This window comes from Pseudoalteromonas sp. KS88 (genome assembly GCF_004766475.1).
Taxonomy (GTDB): Bacteria; Pseudomonadota; Gammaproteobacteria; order Enterobacterales; family Alteromonadaceae; genus Pseudoalteromonas.
The window spans coordinates 40,092-57,779 of record NZ_PYHV01000042.1 but is presented as its reverse complement, the minus strand read 5'-3'; the positions used below and the strand labels follow the sequence as shown (position 1 = coordinate 57,779).

19 protein-coding genes are annotated in these 17,688 nt (G+C 40.4%); 3 read left to right on the top strand and 16 right to left on the bottom strand.

Going from position 1 to position 17,688, the window contains the following annotated elements; all coding sequences use genetic code 11:
• Positions 1 to 76: 76 nt before the first annotated feature.
• From C7Y70_RS20185 to C7Y70_RS20125, 13 genes are all read right to left on the bottom strand, one after another.
• Positions 77 to 865 (bottom strand): putative porin, encoded by a 789-nt coding sequence (locus C7Y70_RS20185; protein WP_135476801.1) that lies wholly within the window; start codon positions 863 to 865, stop codon positions 77 to 79.
• A gap of 219 nt (positions 866 to 1,084) precedes the next feature.
• Positions 1,085 to 1,459 (bottom strand): PH domain-containing protein, encoded by a 375-nt coding sequence (locus C7Y70_RS20180; RefSeq protein WP_135476799.1) that lies wholly within the window; start codon positions 1,457 to 1,459, stop codon positions 1,085 to 1,087.
• Positions 1,459 to 2,370: an ABC transporter ATP-binding protein gene (locus tag C7Y70_RS20175; protein WP_099295761.1), complete on the bottom strand. Its 912-nt coding sequence runs from the start codon at positions 2,368 to 2,370 to the stop codon at positions 1,459 to 1,461. Before C7Y70_RS20175 ends, C7Y70_RS20180 begins: the two co-directional genes overlap by 1 nt.
• Positions 2,367 to 3,158, bottom strand: coding sequence for an ABC transporter permease subunit (locus tag C7Y70_RS20170; protein ID WP_099295790.1), 792 nt, complete (start codon positions 3,156 to 3,158; stop codon positions 2,367 to 2,369). The genes C7Y70_RS20175 and C7Y70_RS20170 overlap by 4 nt, the downstream gene beginning before the upstream one ends.
• 150 nt (positions 3,159 to 3,308) lie before the next feature.
• Positions 3,309 to 4,490, bottom strand: a complete 1,182-nt coding sequence (locus C7Y70_RS20165) for a cystathionine beta-lyase (RefSeq protein ID WP_135476797.1) — start codon at positions 4,488 to 4,490, stop codon at positions 3,309 to 3,311.
• A 15-nt stretch (positions 4,491 to 4,505) separates the two neighbouring features.
• Positions 4,506 to 5,429 carry an NAD(+) diphosphatase gene (nudC, locus tag C7Y70_RS20160; RefSeq protein ID WP_135476795.1) on the bottom strand — a complete coding sequence of 308 codons (924 nt, stop codon included), beginning with the start codon at positions 5,427 to 5,429 and terminating at the stop codon, positions 4,506 to 4,508.
• 133 nt (positions 5,430 to 5,562) lie between these two features.
• Positions 5,563 to 6,357, bottom strand: a complete 795-nt coding sequence (nagB, locus tag C7Y70_RS20155) for a glucosamine-6-phosphate deaminase (protein ID WP_099295764.1) — start codon at positions 6,355 to 6,357, stop codon at positions 5,563 to 5,565.
• A 214-nt stretch (positions 6,358 to 6,571) separates the two neighbouring features.
• A complete protein-coding gene (locus C7Y70_RS20150) occupies positions 6,572 to 7,711 on the bottom strand; it encodes a DUF5009 domain-containing protein (protein WP_135476793.1) in 1,140 nt (379 codons plus the stop codon).
• Between the two features lie 65 nt (positions 7,712 to 7,776).
• A complete protein-coding gene (gene nagA / locus C7Y70_RS20145; RefSeq protein ID WP_135476791.1) occupies positions 7,777 to 8,895 on the bottom strand; it encodes an N-acetylglucosamine-6-phosphate deacetylase in 1,119 nt (372 codons plus the stop codon).
• Positions 8,895 to 9,809 (bottom strand): BadF/BadG/BcrA/BcrD ATPase family protein, encoded by a 915-nt coding sequence (locus C7Y70_RS20140; protein ID WP_135476789.1) that lies wholly within the window; start codon positions 9,807 to 9,809, stop codon positions 8,895 to 8,897. Before C7Y70_RS20140 ends, nagA begins: the two co-directional genes overlap by 1 nt.
• Before the next feature lie 340 nt (positions 9,810 to 10,149).
• A complete protein-coding gene (locus C7Y70_RS20135) occupies positions 10,150 to 10,362 on the bottom strand; it encodes a helix-turn-helix transcriptional regulator (protein ID WP_099295768.1) in 213 nt (70 codons plus the stop codon).
• Between the two features lies 1 nt (position 10,363).
• Positions 10,364 to 10,792 (bottom strand): hypothetical protein, encoded by a 429-nt coding sequence (locus tag C7Y70_RS20130; protein ID WP_099295769.1) that lies wholly within the window; start codon positions 10,790 to 10,792, stop codon positions 10,364 to 10,366.
• Between the two features lie 139 nt (positions 10,793 to 10,931).
• A complete protein-coding gene (locus tag C7Y70_RS20125; RefSeq protein WP_099295770.1) occupies positions 10,932 to 11,450 on the bottom strand; it encodes an NYN domain-containing protein in 519 nt (172 codons plus the stop codon).
• A 153-nt stretch (positions 11,451 to 11,603) separates the two neighbouring features.
• Here C7Y70_RS20125 and C7Y70_RS20120 point away from each other — a divergent pair, with 153 nt between their 5' ends.
• Together C7Y70_RS20120 and C7Y70_RS20115 are read left to right on the top strand one after the other, a co-directional pair.
• Positions 11,604 to 12,230 carry a hypothetical protein gene (locus tag C7Y70_RS20120; RefSeq protein ID WP_135476787.1) on the top strand — a complete coding sequence of 209 codons (627 nt, stop codon included), beginning with the start codon at positions 11,604 to 11,606 and terminating at the stop codon, positions 12,228 to 12,230.
• On the top strand, positions 12,227 to 12,973 hold the full coding sequence (locus tag C7Y70_RS20115) for a DUF3307 domain-containing protein (protein WP_135476785.1): 747 nt from the start codon (positions 12,227 to 12,229) through the stop codon (positions 12,971 to 12,973). Before C7Y70_RS20120 ends, C7Y70_RS20115 begins: the two co-directional genes overlap by 4 nt.
• Before the next feature lie 31 nt (positions 12,974 to 13,004).
• Here C7Y70_RS20115 and C7Y70_RS20110 read toward each other — a convergent pair whose 3' ends face one another.
• Positions 13,005 to 14,417 carry a DEAD/DEAH box helicase gene (locus C7Y70_RS20110; RefSeq protein WP_135476783.1) on the bottom strand — a complete coding sequence of 471 codons (1,413 nt, stop codon included), beginning with the start codon at positions 14,415 to 14,417 and terminating at the stop codon, positions 13,005 to 13,007.
• 129 nt (positions 14,418 to 14,546) lie between these two features.
• On the opposite strand from C7Y70_RS20110, the gene C7Y70_RS20105 reads away from it, so the two are divergent.
• Positions 14,547 to 14,960, top strand: coding sequence for a DUF1801 domain-containing protein (locus C7Y70_RS20105; protein ID WP_099295774.1), 414 nt, complete (start codon positions 14,547 to 14,549; stop codon positions 14,958 to 14,960).
• A 27-nt stretch (positions 14,961 to 14,987) separates the two neighbouring features.
• On the opposite strand, the gene ihfA is transcribed toward C7Y70_RS20105, so the two are convergent.
• The gene (gene ihfA, locus C7Y70_RS20100; RefSeq protein WP_002960690.1) at positions 14,988 to 15,287 is read right to left on the bottom strand and encodes an integration host factor subunit alpha; all 300 of its coding nucleotides are present in this window, start codon (positions 15,285 to 15,287) and stop codon (positions 14,988 to 14,990) included.
• Positions 15,288 to 15,289: 2 nt separating this feature from the next.
• Positions 15,290 to 17,677 carry a phenylalanine--tRNA ligase subunit beta gene (pheT, locus tag C7Y70_RS20095; protein ID WP_135476781.1) on the bottom strand — a complete coding sequence of 796 codons (2,388 nt, stop codon included), beginning with the start codon at positions 17,675 to 17,677 and terminating at the stop codon, positions 15,290 to 15,292.
• Between the last annotated feature and the right edge of the window lie 11 nt (positions 17,678 to 17,688).

Genomic DNA, 17,688 nt, shown 5'->3' with positions numbered 1-17,688 from the left:
CACATTTCAGGACAAGACAAATTAATGATCAAAAAAGCCCGCTTTCAAGCGGGCTTTAAATTAATCGACAAAAAGATTAAAACTGTAAGCTCACATTAGCATAGTAAGCATCAAAGTCTGAGTCATCCCAGTTATTTGCATACCCTAACTCTAAACCAACATTGCGGTTAAAGAAGTGCTCTGCGCCAAAGCTGTAATCATCATTTTTATCAAATGTGACAAACACAGAAGTGGCTTTAGTAAAGTAATAGTTAGAGCCTAATACCCAAGAGCTGCCAAAATCATCAGTATCAGCAACAGTACCTTCTACTGTTAGATAGTTACCTTGTTGCAGGTCCATAAAATATTTTGCACTTACTGCACGATAGTCAAAATCGTCATCTGCTGATACGGTAAAGCCGATGTAATCAGTGCTATTTAGTTTATGGTTATAAGCTAAATCAAATCTAAAGTTATCTTCACCATCTTCAACATCGATATAAGTGGCTTTCATAAGTAAGTCAGGGTTAAAGAAGTAGCCTGCAGAAAGGTTGAAAGCATCTCGACTGTTACCATAATCAAGGTTTTGGTAACCAGCACCAAATACAAATTGATCTAGAAAATATTCACCACCAACCTTTGTAACGTCACCAAAATCGTCATCAATGTATGACCCATAAACATTACTTTGCTTGTTAATGTATTCAAATTGATCGTAAGGACCTGTCGTTGCTTTAGGAGAAAAGTAATAAGTTGAATCAAGGCTTATAACATCGTTACCGTCATAATCCGTATATTTAACATGGCTAATTGACTCATAAGTATCTGCAGCAGTCGCAGCACTTGAAAGAAGAATACTTGAGATAATAACTGCTATTTTTTTCATAATTAGATTTCCCTATTTACATGGTTACATTGCTGTTTTGCCTAACCTGTTGGTTAAGACGTGGGCATGCTAACGCGGGAAAACTGAATCGAAACTTAACCAAGCCATTGTTTACATTGAACTAATTGTAAACAATTGTAGGGAAATGTAAATATAAAAATGCCAGCTTACTTTAAAGGCTGGCATCAGAAAAGGTAAATAGTTACTTGTTTCAACTAATTACAATGCATATGTGGCGATTATTTTGTAAACTTCATTAATATTATCGCCCGCTTTAAAATCTTTACTAATTGGGGTGGGATCTGAACCAACCCAAATTTTAAGCTCTGCATCTAAGTCAAAATGCCCTGCACTCTCTTTACTAAACTTAGTTATTTTAGAATAGCCAACACTCAGCATTTCAATTTTTGAGCCTGTCACACCTTGTTTATCAATAAGAATTAGACGCTTATTTGTGAAGATAAACATGTCGCGAACGACTTTGTAGGCTTTTTCAACTTGTTCTCCATCAACCAATGTATTACTAAGAACTTTTTCTAAATCGTCATCATCAACTTCGCTAGCATTGCCCATTAATCCACTTAATAAACCCATTACGCTTTCTCCTGTGTAAAAATTTGGTTTTCCAAGGTATGACCATTTACCAACTGTCGGTAGCGCCAACCTTGTTGATAACAAAAGTTAAGTAACTCGATATCAATTTGCTTATCAGATTTTTGGTATTCAATCACATACTCTTTAGCTTGGCTCATATAGACTCGGGTCACACCCGGTAAGCTAAGTAACCTTTGTTCAACGTCTGTCAAATTATCAGCAAAGAGTATAGTCATAAAGCGCTTTGTTTGAAGCTCTGACGGCTTTGCCTGATGTTCTATCAGCTTACCCTTGTCGAGGTGTAACACATGGTTACATAAGCGCTCTAGCTCTGTTAAATCATGGGAGCTGAGAATAAAGGTCGCTTCATCACTTAAGTTGGCTACAAGCTCTCTAACTTCTCGAGCATGAATTGGATCAAGCCCGGCGGTTGCCTCATCTAGCATCACTATTTGTGGCTTACCAATGAGTGATTGGCCTATGGTTACGCGCTTTCGCATGCCATGAGACAAGTCATCTGAACGCTGGTGAGCTACTTCAGACAAGCCAACTAAATCAAGCACTCGCAATGCTTCTGATTTACTTGCACCGGCAGACAAGCCTTGTAGTTGTCCGTAAAAGCTAAGTTGATGCACAATACTAAAACGTGGGTCTAGCTGAGCGTCTTGCGGTAAAGCACTTAACTTACCGAATAATGCGTTACTGCCAGGTTTGCTGCCCAGAATACTTAATTGGCCTTGTGAGGGTAAAATATAGCCACATAACAAACTAAATAATGTTGTTTTCCCCGCTCCATTGGGACCCACTAAGGCAACGGGTGCCCCTTGTTGTATTTCGAAACTAACGTCATCGAGTGCGAGTTTACTGCCGTAGCGCTTTGTTATCGCTTGCGCGTGTATCAATGTGCTCATAGTGAACTCCTAACAAAAATACGTTGAGCGATAAACAACAGCACAACACTATGTATTACGGGAATACCTAAGCTACTAAATAAAGTCGAATTCTGACCCGCGACTTGGTTTATTTGAACCCCTGGGAATATATAATCAAGCAAAGCAAACATAGGCACTTGCCATGTTAGAATTCCCACCATAATGTTACCTACAGCAAAAAACAGCACGGCTAATACAATTGCTAACCGCGCTGAACTTGCGAACGTATTAATTAGAGTCATCAAAGCTACAAATGGCATAACTGTAATTAGCAAATAAAAAAATATGATTGCACCACGGTTTATCCCGCCACCAAGCAAGGCAACATCACGAAACGCCATAACAGCCAATGTTGCAAACAATGTGACTGCTAAGAGTGCAGCTAAAATAAGCACTTGCCCGATAAAACGACCCAATAATATTTCGGAGCGGGTTGCTCTTAGCGTTAAGAATCGTAATGTTCCACGATGTTTATCTCCAACAATTTGGTCACTACATAAAAATAAACAAAATAACGGAAAACTATATAAAGCGATTAACCAATACATAGCCAGTTCCGCTTCAGGCCATTGAAGTAATTTACTTAGCCCAATAGCTCCAAATACTTGCTTAGCAAGTTCAGCGAGTTCAGGCGAGCTGACAATGGTCACCGCTTGCCCAACGGGGTAACGTAAAATTAATAGCCAACATATAGTAAACGCTGCCACGGCTAATAAGCCACGCTTTGTCAAAAATAATCGAACAAGTTCAAACTGTGCAATTTTCATTAATCGCTGAGGATGTAATTGTGTCACAAGTTTTCCTTTTTAAGATCTCAATACACCCACATTAAGTGCAAACGTGTTGAATTACTAGCAAAAAAAAGCCCACTTTAAGTGAGCTTTGTAACAATAAATTAAAATGTAACATACTTACATTTAAAGATGTTGTTGATAGACATCAAGTGCTCTAGCTAAGTCCGCAATTAAATCTTCAACATCTTCAAGGCCTATATGTAAGCGAATAACGGGCCCTTTATCCCATCCAGATGCCGTGCGCAGGCTTTTCATTGTTAAGTTAGCTGTTACTAAACTTTCAAATCCGCCCCATGAGAATCCCATTTTGAAATGATGTAAGCTATCTAAAAAAGCATTGATTGCGCGCTGATTACCTTCTTTCATTACAAAAGAAAATAAACCATTGCTACCATCAAAATCACGTTTAAAGAAGGCATGCCCTGGGCACGTTTCAAAGGCTGGGTGGCGGATATGATCCACTAAATGGTGTTGCTCCAACCATTTTGCGACCTCAATAGCTGCTTTTTCATGTTGATTTAAACGAACAGCCATCGTTCTGAGACCACGTAGTGCTAAATAAGCGTCATCGGCGGAGGTGCACTGACCCAATAAATACGATTGTTCTCGTAACGTAGACCAATACTTTTTGTTCGCAACCGCTACGCCCATCATGACATCTGAATGACCCACAATGTATTTAGTTGCAGCTTGGATACTAATATCAACGCCATGTTCTAATGGGCGGTAATGTAAGCCGTTACCATAAGTATTATCAAGCATCGTCATTACACCGCACTCATTTGCAACAGCAACCATTGCAGGCACGTCCTGAATTTCCATGGTAATAGAGCCAGGCGACTCTAAAAAAAGCACTTTTGTATTGTCTTTAATTAATGATTTAATACCTGCGCCGATAGTCGCAGGGTAATAAGTTGTTTCAACACCAAAACCATTTAATATTTTATCGCAAAAGTCGCGCGTTGGTTCATAAGCAGTATCGACCATTAAAATATGATCACCCGCTTTTAAAAACGCAAGTAATGTACTACTGATAGCAGCCGCACCGCATGGGTAAAGCGCGCATCCTTCGCCTCCTTCGAGTTCAGTGATTGCTTCTTGAAGTGCAAAATGCGTTGTGGTGCCCCGACGTCCATAAAAAAGCGTTTTATCGCCGCGTTTCTTTGCCGCATTTTGTAATTCTTCAACTGAATCAAATACAACGGTAGATGCACGTTGCACTACAGGATTTACAACACCATGCGTATAAGCTTTTTTTCTACCACTACTGACTAATTGTGTGTTTACGTTGGTTTTTCTAGTCATTACTAATCCTTAGATTTAATCTTTTTGCTCAAGCCAATGGTTTATTAAGTAGCGAGAAATAGAATCTGTTCGAGGTAACTTTAAGTGCTCACCTTCTTCATGCCAGTTACCAAATTGCCTTATTTCTTCGCGACTGAACCACTTTGCATCCTCTAGCTCATCTTTATCCACTTGAATATGTTCTGTTTCTGCCTCGGCTATGAAACCCAGCATAATTGATGACGGAAATGGCCATGGTTGAGAGGCTATATAATGTACATTGCTAACAACAATGCCGGCCTCTTCCATTACCTCACGTGCAACTGCTTGCTCTAGAGTTTCACCTGGATCTACAAAACCAGCTAAAGATGAAAACATGCCAGGCGCCCAAGTAGCTTGACGACCTAACAAACAGCGCTCAACACCATCTGAAAATGTGCGTGTTACTACCATGATCACCGCCGGATCTGTTCGCGGGAACGTTTGATGTTTACACTCTGGGTTTGTGCATAAGCGGGAGTGCCCCGCTTCAATTAACTCATTACTTGAACCACATCTCCCACAAAATTTATGGGTCGCGTGCCAATAGCATAGCCCCCGCGCTAGTGCTGCCATCGAGCCACACTGTAAGTCAACTTGGGCACCATAACGGCGAATATCTACAAACTCAGCGCCTTCAGTCATATTTAATAAATGTGCTTCATCTAGCTCGCTAACATCTAACGCAAAATAACTAATATTTTGTTTATCAAGTCCTAAGAAAATACCTTTGTCTAAATCAAGGTGATTGACACTTTGTGCTGATAAAAAAGTAACGGTTACGCTATTTTGGTCAAACAAGGTACGGTTGTTATGCACCAATAACCATCGCGCTTGATTATTATTCTGCGCTGATAACCATACTGGGTCCTTTCGCAAATTTGATGCTCGGTCTAATGCCATATCGCTGTAATTTAGCATACTCGCCCTTTTTGATGTTTAGATGGCTAAAATTAACATATCAACACATTAAACCCAATTGATAAATCGACAAAAAATAGGCAAAAAAAAAGCCCATAGGGCTTTTTTGAACACACAATAAATTTTGTTCTAATTACAGGGTAGCTAGTTTAGTCTGTAATTTTTGATTTTCAGCTTCAATATGCTGATAGAATTCTAAATCGTCTAATTTACTTGCCGCTGCTTTATCGATAACTATCACTGCATCCCGATGAAGCTGCAGTGCTGATGCTGGACATTTAGCCATTAAAGGGCCTTCTACCATAGCATGTACCGCATCGGCTTTATTTTCACCTGTAGCCAATAACACCACTTTTTTCGCTTCTAAAATTGTGCCAATGCCCATAGTAATAGATAAATGAGGTTGATATTCATCGGCTTTAAAAAAGCGTGCATTGTCTTCAATCGTGGCCTTAGTCAGTGTTTTAACACGAGTACGAGAGGTTAAGCCAGACGATGGCTCATTAAACCCAATATGGCCATTACGCCCAATGCCTAGCAGCTGTACGTCAACACCACCAGCATCGCAAATCTTTGTTTCATACTCATGACATGCCTCAATTGGGTTTTGGGCATCGCCGGGAGGCACAAAGGTATTATCTTTATTGATATCAACATGATTAAACAGTTGCTCATTCATGAAGTAACGATAGCTTTGAGGATGCTCGCCTGTGAGCCCTAAGTATTCATCAAGGTTAAAGGTCGTAGCACGAGAAAATGAAATTTCTCCAGCTTTATTCTTATTGATTAATTCTTGGTATAAAGCAACAGGCGTTGAACCCGTCGCTAAACCGAGCACTGACGTAGGCTTTTTTTCTAATTGTTTTGCGAAGATATTTGCGCCATACGCTGCTACGGCTGCCGCATCATTTAAAATGACTATTTGCATATTTAGTTTGCTCAGTTTAATTAGTTGATGAAAAAATGGGATCTAAAACCCAACTCCACGTGCAATCGAATCGGGCCTTAGATCAAACCTAACTGGGATACATCAGTCTAGGTCAACACCATTATGACAACGCTGTCATTATTACCATTTAGCTGCGTTTTGTAAAGTAAAAGTGAATAAAAAAATTACATTTTTTGTTCCCAGCTATAAAACGTTATACGCTGACAAAGATTTTTCGTTTATACATCCAATGTAATACAAGCATTTGAACCAGTAGTAACGCCACTACTGCAAGTAGTGGCTGCCAGTTAGAGCTCACTGCAGCAATGAAGCCGCCAAATACGCTCAAACTAATATATTCCCAGTTCACCAAGCTAGACGCTAGATAAATGATAATGGAGTTTGCGCCAATTATAACGAATGGGTAAGCTAGTTTTTGTCCATTTAAAATATCAACCAAGGCATAAAAAATAGCGAGTAAAATAGCACTCCAGCCCACAGTGACTAAAACAAATGAACTCGTCCAAAGCTCTTTATTAACCGGAAACTGTAAATCCCAAAGCCAGCCAAGGCACACACTCAAAACACCACTGGCAAATAAAATACCCGCTACTTTCCACTCACCTAGCTTGCTCGCTTTAGCAATAAGCTGTCCAGCAAACACCCCTATCATTGCATTAACAATAGCTGGAATACTTGAAAGCACGCCTTCTGGGTCTACCGCTCTATTTTGATAGCTGATGCCCGGTAGTAAGTACTTATCAAACCATGCATTCCAGCTACCTGCTGCGCTTAAATCACCCGCACTGCCACCAGGAACTGGAATAAAGCTCATTAGAACCCAGTAACCTAGCAATAGACCTGCAGCAGTATATGCCTGAGTACGTAAGCTAGTATGCCAGACCAACATTGCACAAAAGAACCAAGCGATTGCAATTCGTCCCAGTACACTTGCATAGCGAATTTCATCCAGTGCCAAAGGAATACCGGTGCCCCACCCGTGGTTGTACATGACACCTAATGCACAAAGTAAAAATAACCGTTTAATCGCTTTTCTGTAAAAGACCTTTCGTTCGCTCCATGGCAAATGATCAATCCGCTTTGGGGCAAGACCCATAGCGACACCTGACAAAAAGATAAATAACGGAAAAATCAAATCGTAAAATGTAAAACCATGCCACGTACTGTGTAATGTATGGGCCTCAAATACTTTCCAGCCAGTCCAGCCTGTAAGCACAAATAAAGCGGCGAAAATAGATTGCCCGCCTAAAATCCAAAACATGTCCATACCACGAAGTGCATCCAATGATGCTAAACGCTTTTTGGCTGGTTTTGTTGGTGTTTGTGTTGTCATAATTTACCTACTTTTAAAACAAAAAATCCCCGCGATACAACGGCGGGGTTTTTTCCAGGGAAATGTTAAATTGCTTTACCAGCAATATAAGTGGCTTTGACATATTGGTGCTCATCAAGCACGACAAAGTCTGCATCAAAACCATCAAGTAAGCGTCCTTTTTTCTTAAGGGCTAGGTACTGTGCGGGATAAAGAGACGCCATCCTTAAACTTTCAGCGAGACTAACATCTAAAGAATTAACAGTGTTTCTTACAGCACTTGCCATATCAAGTACACTGCCAGCAAGTTCGCCTGTACTCGAATTCAATCTATCGCCTGTTCTGATGACTTTTCGGCCATCAAAAAAGTCAAATTCCATATCGTCAGTACCTACAGGCGGCATTGCATCGGTAACTAACATTATTTTTCCGCGCTGCTTTGTTCTAATTGCAAGCTGAGCTGATAATGGGTGAACGTGGTGACCGTCAACAATTAATCCACACCAGCTGTTGTCATGCCAAAGCGCAGCACCAACAACACCAGGTTCGCGAGACGTAAACGCTGACATTGCGTTATACAAGTGAGTAAATCCATCAGCCCCTGCATTTAATGCAGCCATGGTAGTAGCATAGTCAGCGTTAGTATGACCTATAGATACTTTTACACCGCACTCAACCAAACGCTCAATATCAGCAATGCTGACATTTTCAGGTGCTAGCGTCACCATTTTAATACCTAGGTCTTGTCGAGCATAAATTGCAAACTCTTGTTCGCTGATTGGGCGAATAAACTGCTCACTGTGCGTGCCTTTTTTAGGAAAAGACAAATGTGGACCTTCAAAATGAATTCCCAAGACACCTGGGACACCTTCGCTAATCGCTTTAGCTGTTGCATCCGCTGCCGCTTGCATTATTTCAACTTTATCAGTAATAAGTGTTGGCATTAAGGCGGTACTACCAAATTGGCCGTGGGCTTTGGCTATTTTATCTAAACAATCTGGTGTTTGGTCAGCATTAAAAAAAGCCCCTCCGCCGCCATTGACTTGCACATCAATAAAACCTGGCGCAACTAAACCTTCTAGTTCAATAGCCTCGGTGCTAACTGCATCTTCTAATCGAAATACACCTTGCTCAACACTAAAAAGCGCATCATCAATAAAATTTTCACCCGTAAATAAACACTCTGCACGATAAAATGTTTTCATTACACACCTACCTTTTGATTTTGCTCTAAAACAGCCTGCTGAGCAAAATAGATTGCCCCCATTTCAGGAGGTTGAATAGGTGCCTCAACAAGCTTCGCAATCGCGGGGTCTAACCATTCATTTAGAGGTTCAGCAAGACCACCAATCATTGATAATCTTGGGGGATTGTTTTCAAGTAAACGTTTAGCCAATGAACTAATATAGTCAGCACCCTCTTTGACAATATTAAGTGCAATTTCATCATTTTTTCTTGCGGCATCAAAAACGTATCGTGCCAGTTTTGCAAAACTACTTGAAGGTTGCCCAGCCATTTGCTCGGCAATGCCCATAGCACAAGCAGTATTAAAGTGATCTTTTACAACATTAGTTAACGCGGTTTTCGAACCTAAGCCGTCTAAATCAACCAATACAGCTTTGACTGCTTCGAGTCCCATCCACGCACCACTGCCCTTATCACCCAAAGCAAACCCATGACCGCCATAATTAACAGACTCACCATTAACATGGGAAAAACCACAAGAACCGGTACCAGTGATTATTACAGCACCGTCATCTCCATCATGTGCGCCAATACATGCCGTATGCAAATCTGTTGTTAAGAACATTTGTTTGAAAGGATGTTCCCACTCGTTAATTTTTTCGTATAAGGATGGAAGATTAACACCAGCTAACCCTAAGCCAGCATAAATTTGGTGAATACTTTCTAGCGGAAGACCTGCATCGCGCATTGCAAGTTGAGTTGACACCATAATTGACTCTAACGTGCGTTCTAAACCATGTAGTGGATTCGCGGGGCCACCAAGACCAGTTCCTAATACACCGTTTTTAGCTGAGTATATAGTTGCACGGCACTTTGTTCCGCCACCATCGATACCAATAAACAATTGGTCCTCATTCGCACTTTTAGACATCATCTAACGACCTCTACCCTTCGTTTTATATTTGTATTAATCGCACTTTTTTTATTATACGAATGCGATTTACCCTCAACCCATGTTGAATTAATGTTACACAACAAATGACAGCGTTGTCATTACATTTTTTATAAAAATTCATATATCTTTTATATTTAATCGTAATTATCTGAAATAAATAAATATTTAATAAAAGAGAAAAATACTTTTTCGGGTTCGGTACTGCCAACTCACGCCCGGGCAGTACCTTATATGTATACATGAAATCCAATTCATTGCAGATTAGAGTAAACAGTCTATGCATTTACTAATAATGAATCATTAATAAAATAGTAAACTTTTATGCCTCGTATTGAAATATATTTTCCAGTGGTTGACCAAATACCGCTGCAATTTTAAATGCCACTTCCAATGATGGAGAATACCTAGCCGCTTCTATTGCCGCAATAGTCTGGCGCGTTACGCCTACGAGATCAGCCAACTGCTGCTGAGTCATCTCATTATGGTGAAATCGTTGGGTTCTAATTGTATTTGTGATTGCTAATTTTGCCATTTTAACCTCTGTGCAGTAACCATGCTTCAACTGCAGCGCCAATCACCTCACTCAATAAAGCAGCAATAACTAACTGATGTACTGGGCTCATTGGTATTGGGTAAACTGAGTCAACTAGTAGGGCAAAAACAGCATTAACAACACCCAGCTGTAAAATAAATAAGCTCACACTTTTAGCTTTCAAGGCAATTGCTTGCTCACGTTCATCTCTAGGCTGGTTAGCGTATTTTGTGTTAAACGCAGCTAAAATACTATGCATAATTACCAGCATCACGACCGTCTGAATCGCCAACTCAATTAGTAAGCCACTGGCAAGTGTTGGATTCATTTGTGCCTCAGGGGTCATCGATAGCACGCCTTGTAAATAATTAAACAGCAAAACTAGCGTAATCACTGCTTCTAATAACCGTGTTTTTTGTGTGTAACTCATTTTTTGCTCCTAGCGTAAAGAATAACGACCTTCATGTTAAATATAATTAACATGGCTTACTATAGGAGCACGCAGCTTTAATGTCAAACATTATTAACATGGAGGCAAACTTTTTTTGCATCATGTTCGCATAGCTTTTTTATAGTAATAATGAGTGATCGATACAGTAAAAATGCTCAGCACTTTGCTTTAACGCATCAGCAGTTAATTTATCTGCGCCATATACATCAGCGGGAACATTATATTTATGCTCCAAATGACCCAGTAATAGCGCAAAATCACCATCACCAGAGAGTAAAATAACACGATCAAGTTTTTTTCCATGCTCAAGCATATCGATAGTGATGCCTACGTCCCAATCACCTTTAGCACTGCCATCTTTACGCTGAATAAACGGTTTAAGCTTTACCTCAAAACCAATTGCCCGCAAGATATTTTGAAATTGTGATTGCTTATCATCACCTCGATAAATAGCGTAAGCAAAGGCGCACTCAATGTCGTAACGTTCACTCACGTGTGCCCAAAAAGCATTGTAATCAAAATTTTTACCATAACTTTGTCGGCAGGTGTAATATATATTTTGCACGTCGACAAATATTCCCACTCTGGGTTTTGAAGCTATCTGCGATTTAACTAACGACTCTGATGATTGCGACATAATAGGCTCTTCAATTAAGTTTTGAACAATGTAGCATAGTTAACTTGAAAAAAAGCTAAAAGTAACCTAGATTGGTTACTTATTAACAAGTAACCGAATTTGGTTACATAACAAAAAGTAACTGATATAGGTTACATTAGCTAGGTGAGAATAATGATTGCAGTCATTACTGGCGATTTGATCAAGTCACAAAAAATTCCGCAACATCAATACGATGATATGCTTTACCAGCTAGATCAAAGCCTACGTTTTATTACAAACAAATTTAATGGCCAATTTAGTATTTATCGCGGTGATGCCCTACAAATACAATTGCCTGATCCAACTGATGTCTGCAGTGCAGCCGTATTGCTCTACTTACAGCTAAAATCAGCCAATTATTCATTACGCCAAAGCCTTGCTGTTGGAGGGCTTGATAACCCTCGCGCTGATATAAAAACAGCCACAGGCTCAGCGTATACACTCTCAGGCCAAGGGTTAGATACAATGAACCAACTGTTAATATTGCAAATCGAGCATAACCCGATCGAAACAAGCTTCGCACTTAACATAGATTTAATTGATGTGCTGCTCGATAAAATTAGCCAAAAGCAAGCTAATGCGTTGTTCTACTATTTAACCACGCAAAATAACAGCCATAGCGAGCTTGCCAAGGAGCTTAAAACCAGTCGTGAAAATGTGACAAAGTTACTTAATTTAGCACATTACCAACTTATAGAGCGCTTTTTGAATTACAGCAAACATGCTATCGAGCAACAGCTCAAAGGAGTGACAAAATGAGCTTTTATTTATTATTAACAGGTCTTGTTATTGCTCACTTACTTGCCGATTTTTACTTGCAACCTATGAGTTGGGTGCATGATAGAAACACTCGGCACTTTAGAGCGAGTAAGCTTTACTTACATGTTTTAATGCACTGCCTAGTCAGCGCCCTCGTTATTACTTTATGGGAATACCACTATGGTTGGGGGGACGGGTTGAACATAGCAGTTGCGACCGTGGTGATTGCAATTACCCATTATTTTATTGATATTGCCAAATCGTACTCAAATAAAGGGGTGATCCCTTTTGTACTCGATCAATGTGCTCACTTGATTGTGATTGTCATAGTCGCGGTGTGGCTTGCTGATAATCACGACTTTTACAACCAACTAGTAAAGCAGCTTATTACCCTTAATAATTTAATTATACTCACAGGCTATTTATTAGTGCTTAACCCAAGTTCAGTATTTATTCGCATGGCACTTGAGCGTATCACCAATGGCTTTTCTACATCAGGCAGCATTCCGGCTGCTGGGCATAGTATAGGTATATTAGAGCGAGTTTTAATACTGACATTTATTTTATTAGGTGAGTATACCGGTGTTGGCTTTTTACTAGCGGCAAAATCTATTTTTCGTTTTGGTGATTTACGTGCCAGTGAAGAAAAACAACTCACTGAATATGTAATGCTAGGTACTTTGTTAAGTGTGACAGTGACACTATTTATCGGTTTAACTATTAACTTATTAACTACACAATAAAAACGCGCCATTAAGGCGCGTTATGTATTAGTTAAGCGTTTCCCTGAGAGCCACCATTACTTGGCCTACGACGGCGCTGTGAGTTACCACCAACGGACTGACGTTTTGCCCATGGATTTTGTTGCTCTCCCTCACCTTTAGCTGCAGGCTTTTTCGAGCCACCACGGCGTGGTCCAGTACCATTGCCACCATTATTAGACTTTTTGCTGTTCGGTTTACTGCTGTCTGATTTAGGTTTATTAAATGGCTGCTTTTTCTTTGCTTTTTTAGCTGGCAGCGGGCGTGCATCGAGAGCACGCTCAGGAACAGGGTTACCTGGTTCAAAGCCTTCCACTTGAGCACGTGGGATTAGCTCTCCAATAAAACGTTCAATCCCATATAAATCTACCGCATCTTCCGTTGTTACAAATGAAATAGCGTGACCAGATGCACCTGCACGACCTGTGCGACCAATACGGTGAACATAATCTTCATATACATTAGGTAAGTCGTAATTCACAACGTGTGGAAGCTCAACAATATCTAAACCTCGTGCAACAATATCTGTTGCAACAAGTACACGGACTTCACCGCTTTTAAAACCTTCAAGTGCTTTCACACGAGCACCTTGAGATTTGTTACCATGGATTGCTGCACCAACAATATCATCACGCTCAAGTTGCTTAACTAAGCGATTAGCACCATGTTTAGTACGACTAAAGACCAATACTTGCTGCCAATTGTTACTACGAATTAAATGACTCAGCAACGCTGTTTTACGCGCTTTATCTACAGCGTAAACACTTTGCGTCACACTTTTTGCAGTCGTATTTTTTGCAGCTACAGATATTTCTACAGGATCGTTAATTAATCCTTTCGCCAACGCACGAATGTCATCAGAAAAAGTGGCTGAAAACATTAAGTTTTGGCGCTTTGCCGGCATTTTTGCTATTAAGCGTTTAATGTCATGAATAAAGCCCATATCTAACATGCGGTCAGCTTCATCTAAAACCAGCACTTCAACATTGTCGAACTTAACTGCATTTTGGTTGTGTAAGTCAATTAAACGCCCAGGTGTTGCAACTAAAATGTCCACACCTTTACGCAGACGCTGCATCTGCGGGTTAATTTTAACACCACCATAAACCACAAACGAGCTAACACCTGAATGCTTGGCATACTCTTCAACGTTTTCACTTACTTGTAATGCAAGTTCACGGGTTGGTGTCAAGATAAGTGCTCGTACATGATTAGATTTAGCCTTTTGTCCTTTCGACAATGACTCAATAAGCGGTAAAGTAAAACCTGCTGTTTTACCTGTACCTGTTTGCGCAGCAGCCATTACATCGCGACCTTCAATAATCGCAGGAATGGCCTGAGCCTGAATTGGTGTTGGCGTTTCATAGCCCTTTTCTAAAACTGCATTAACTAAAGACTGTGATAAACCTAACCCATCAAAACTCATATAAACTCTCTTTTAAATAAGGCCAAAGTGGCCAGTTGCGCGCATTATACCGATCGTGACCAATAATGCATTGAATATTCTCAGTACCGTCTCTATGCTAAATAGATATTGGTAGTCTGGGGCATAAAAATGGCGTTAAAAACACAAGTAAATCAAATCACTTTAGAAGAATGTTTAGCACATATAGATCCTAAGCGCTTAGAGGATACACACAGGTTAATTGCCCTTTTTGAAAAAATAACGCAAGAACCTGCGCTTGTATGGGGAAAAGATATAATTGGCTTTGGGTGTTATCAATATAAATACGATTCAGGTCAAAGTGGAGAATGGCCATTGACTGGCTTTTCACCGCGCAAGACAAAACTATCCATCTATATTATGCCCGGGTTTGAGAGTGATGAAATAGCACCGCTACTAAATAAACTAGGTAAGCATAAAACAGGGAAGAGTTGCCTTTATATTAGTAATTTAAACAACATCGATTTAAACGTGCTAGAACAAATCATCGCACTATCGGTAAAACAAATGAAAGTTAAATATTAAAAAAAAGGCAGCTTGCGCTGCCTGTTTTTATTTTGCTTTGCTTGTGCCTACTTCAACACGAGTCTTTAATTTCTGACCCGGCCTGAAAGTAACTACACGACGCGCCGAAATAGGAATATCTTCTCCTGTTTTCGGGTTACGTCCCGGCCTTTCTTTTTTATCACGAAGATCAAAGTTACCAAATCCAGAGAGCTTAACCTGCTCGCCTTTTTCAAGCGCTGAGCGGATTTCTTCAAAAAACGCTTCAACTAAATCTTTGGCATCTTTTTTATTGATCCCGAGTTTTTCAAATAGGTGTTCAGCTATGTCGGCTTTAGTAAGCGCCATATCTAGTCCCTCAACGATGCATTAAACTGTTCGGCCAGTGCGGCCACCACATTATCAACTACCTGATTGATATCTTTCTCTTCGAGTGTTCTATCAACCGCCTGCAGTGTTAGAGCAATCGCCAAACTCTTATAATTTGGCTCAATACCTTTGCCCTTATACACATCGAATAAGTTTAGGTCAACCAATTGATTTCCGCCAACTTTTTCTATCACTGATAAAAGGTCGCCAGATTTCACCTGATCTTCCACTAAAATAGCGATGTCGCGGCGGTTTGAAGGGAACTTAGATACCCCTACAGCTTCAGGTAAATTTCTTTTTTCAATTGCCGACATTTCTACTTCAAACACATAAGTTGCATTATTAATGTCTAATGACTTTTGAACTTGAGGGTGGACAGCACCAAAGAAACCTACTTTTTTGCCATCAACGTAGATAGCCGCAGACTGGCCTGGGTGTAGACCATCAGACTGCTCTGCTTTGATCTCAAAACGATTTATATCATTAGTTAGTGAAAGTAATGCTTCAACATCACCTTTCAAATCATAAAAATCAACATTACGTTTTTCTTCGACCCAATGCTCGCCGTGTGCAAGACCGGTTATAACGCCACCCATAACAGCCACTTGGTTTACGCCATTCTCTGCATTTTCATCGCGTAAGAACTTAAGGCCATGTTCGAATAAACGAATGCGAGGTTGCTGACGGTTTTGGTTATAAACCAATGATGCTAGCAATCCTGGCATTAAGCTTACACGCATTGCTGACATATCACTTGAGATCGGATGCGGTAAGATAAGTGCATCACACTCTGGGTGTAAAATTGTTTGCGCTTTTGGATCAACAAAACTGTAAGTAATAGCTTCTTGATAACCACGTGTCACAAGTGCATTGCGAAATTTATTCACGGCAATGGTTGCTTCATTATGCGTGGTCATTTTCAATTTAGCTGTCGGTGCTACATTTGGAATACTGTTGTAACCAAATACACGTGCCACTTCTTCAATTAAATCTTCTTCAATGCGAATATCAAAGCGGTAGCTTGGTACATCTGCACTCCACACACCATCAACAATTTTTACATCAAGACCTAAGCGCGTAAGAATGTCCGTTACTTTTTCATCAGCAATGTGATGACCGATTACGCGGTCTAGGCGTTCACGGCGAAGACGTACTTCTGTTACTTTTGGTAATTTATCTTTAGCAACGGCTTCAACAACGGGGCCTGCTTCACCGCCTACAATATCAAGTAATAATGCTGTCGCACGTTCCATAGCATCATATTGCAGTGCAAAATCAACACCACGCTCATAGCGGTGTGATGCATCCGTATGTAGGCCGTAGCTACGTGCTTGACCTGCAATTGCAACTGGGTTGAAAAATGCGCTTTCTAATAAAATATCAGAGGTTTGCTCTGTTACACCTGATTGCTCGCCACCAAAAATTCCGGCAATAGCTAGCGCTTTATGATGATCGGCAATCACTAAGGTCGATTCATTTAACTTTGCTGTGTTGCCATCAAGGAGAACAAGTTCTTCATCAGCGTTTGCACTGCGAACTTTAATACCGCCTTCAATTGCATTTAAATCAAATGCATGCATTGGATGGCCTAGCTCAAGCAGTACAAAGTTGGTTACATCAACCACAGGGTCGATTGAACGAATACCACTACGACGTAGCTTCTCAACCATCCAAAGTGGCGTTTCTGCATCAAGGTTAATCCCTTTAATCACGCGGCCTAAATAACGAGGGCAAGCATCTTCGTTAACGAGTTCGATTGATACTTTATCGTCAATTGTGGCTTTCACTGCTGGAATTTCTAACGCTTTAACATCAATACTGTTAAGCACACCGACTTCACGGGCAATCCCTTTTATACCTAAGCAGTCACCACGGTTAGGTGTTAAGTCAACATCAATGATGTTGTCATCAAGGCCTAAATATTCACGTAAATCTGTGCCTATAGGCGCATCTAATGGCAATTCCATAATGCCATCGCCTTCTTCGCTAATACCTAGCTCAACAAACGCGCACAACATGCCGTGAGAAGGTTGACCGCGAAGTTTGGCTTTTTTAATTTTAAAATCACCTGGTAATACGGCACCCACAGTTGCCACTGCAACTTTAATACCTTGGCGACAATTTGGCGCGCCACACACAATATCAAGCAGCTCATCACCGCCGACATTAATTTTTGTTACACGTAGTTTATCTGCATCAGGGTGTTGACCACATTCAACCACTTCACCTACCACAACACCGTTAAACTCGGCAGCTGCTGGCTCTACAGCATCAACTTCAAGGCCAGCCATCGATAACTGTTCCGAAAGAGCCTGCGTGTCAATTGCAGGATTAACCCACTCTCTTAACCACTTTTCACTAAATTTCATTTTATATCTTC

Excerpts from the sequence above, each read along its gene's own strand:
- C7Y70_RS20185 (WP_135476801.1), bottom strand. The coding sequence starts at position 865 with ATGAAAAAAATAGCAGTTATTATCTCAAGTATTCTTCTTTCAAGTGCT.
- C7Y70_RS20180 (WP_135476799.1), bottom strand. The coding sequence starts at position 1,459 with ATGGGTTTATTAAGTGGATTAATGGGCAATGCTAGCGAAGTTGATGAT.
- C7Y70_RS20175 (WP_099295761.1), bottom strand. The coding sequence starts at position 2,370 with ATGAGCACATTGATACACGCGCAAGCGATAACAAAGCGCTACGGCAGT.
- C7Y70_RS20170 (WP_099295790.1), bottom strand. The coding sequence starts at position 3,158 with ATGAAAATTGCACAGTTTGAACTTGTTCGATTATTTTTGACAAAGCGT.
- C7Y70_RS20165 (WP_135476797.1), bottom strand. The coding sequence starts at position 4,490 with ATGACTAGAAAAACCAACGTAAACACACAATTAGTCAGTAGTGGTAGA.
- nudC (WP_135476795.1), bottom strand. The coding sequence starts at position 5,429 with ATGCTAAATTACAGCGATATGGCATTAGACCGAGCATCAAATTTGCGA.
- nagB (WP_099295764.1), bottom strand. The coding sequence starts at position 6,357 with ATGCAAATAGTCATTTTAAATGATGCGGCAGCCGTAGCAGCGTATGGC.
- C7Y70_RS20150 (WP_135476793.1), bottom strand. The coding sequence starts at position 7,711 with ATGACAACACAAACACCAACAAAACCAGCCAAAAAGCGTTTAGCATCA.
- nagA (WP_135476791.1), bottom strand. The coding sequence starts at position 8,895 with ATGAAAACATTTTATCGTGCAGAGTGTTTATTTACGGGTGAAAATTTT.
- C7Y70_RS20140 (WP_135476789.1), bottom strand. The coding sequence starts at position 9,809 with ATGATGTCTAAAAGTGCGAATGAGGACCAATTGTTTATTGGTATCGAT.
- C7Y70_RS20135 (WP_099295768.1), bottom strand. The coding sequence starts at position 10,362 with ATGGCAAAATTAGCAATCACAAATACAATTAGAACCCAACGATTTCAC.
- C7Y70_RS20130 (WP_099295769.1), bottom strand. The coding sequence starts at position 10,792 with ATGAGTTACACACAAAAAACACGGTTATTAGAAGCAGTGATTACGCTA.
- C7Y70_RS20125 (WP_099295770.1), bottom strand. The coding sequence starts at position 11,450 with ATGTCGCAATCATCAGAGTCGTTAGTTAAATCGCAGATAGCTTCAAAA.
- C7Y70_RS20120 (WP_135476787.1), top strand. The coding sequence starts at position 11,604 with ATGATTGCAGTCATTACTGGCGATTTGATCAAGTCACAAAAAATTCCG.
- C7Y70_RS20115 (WP_135476785.1), top strand. The coding sequence starts at position 12,227 with ATGAGCTTTTATTTATTATTAACAGGTCTTGTTATTGCTCACTTACTT.
- C7Y70_RS20110 (WP_135476783.1), bottom strand. The coding sequence starts at position 14,417 with ATGAGTTTTGATGGGTTAGGTTTATCACAGTCTTTAGTTAATGCAGTT.
- C7Y70_RS20105 (WP_099295774.1), top strand. The coding sequence starts at position 14,547 with ATGGCGTTAAAAACACAAGTAAATCAAATCACTTTAGAAGAATGTTTA.
- ihfA (WP_002960690.1), bottom strand. The coding sequence starts at position 15,287 with ATGGCGCTTACTAAAGCCGACATAGCTGAACACCTATTTGAAAAACTC.
- pheT (WP_135476781.1), bottom strand. The coding sequence starts at position 17,677 with ATGAAATTTAGTGAAAAGTGGTTAAGAGAGTGGGTTAATCCTGCAATT.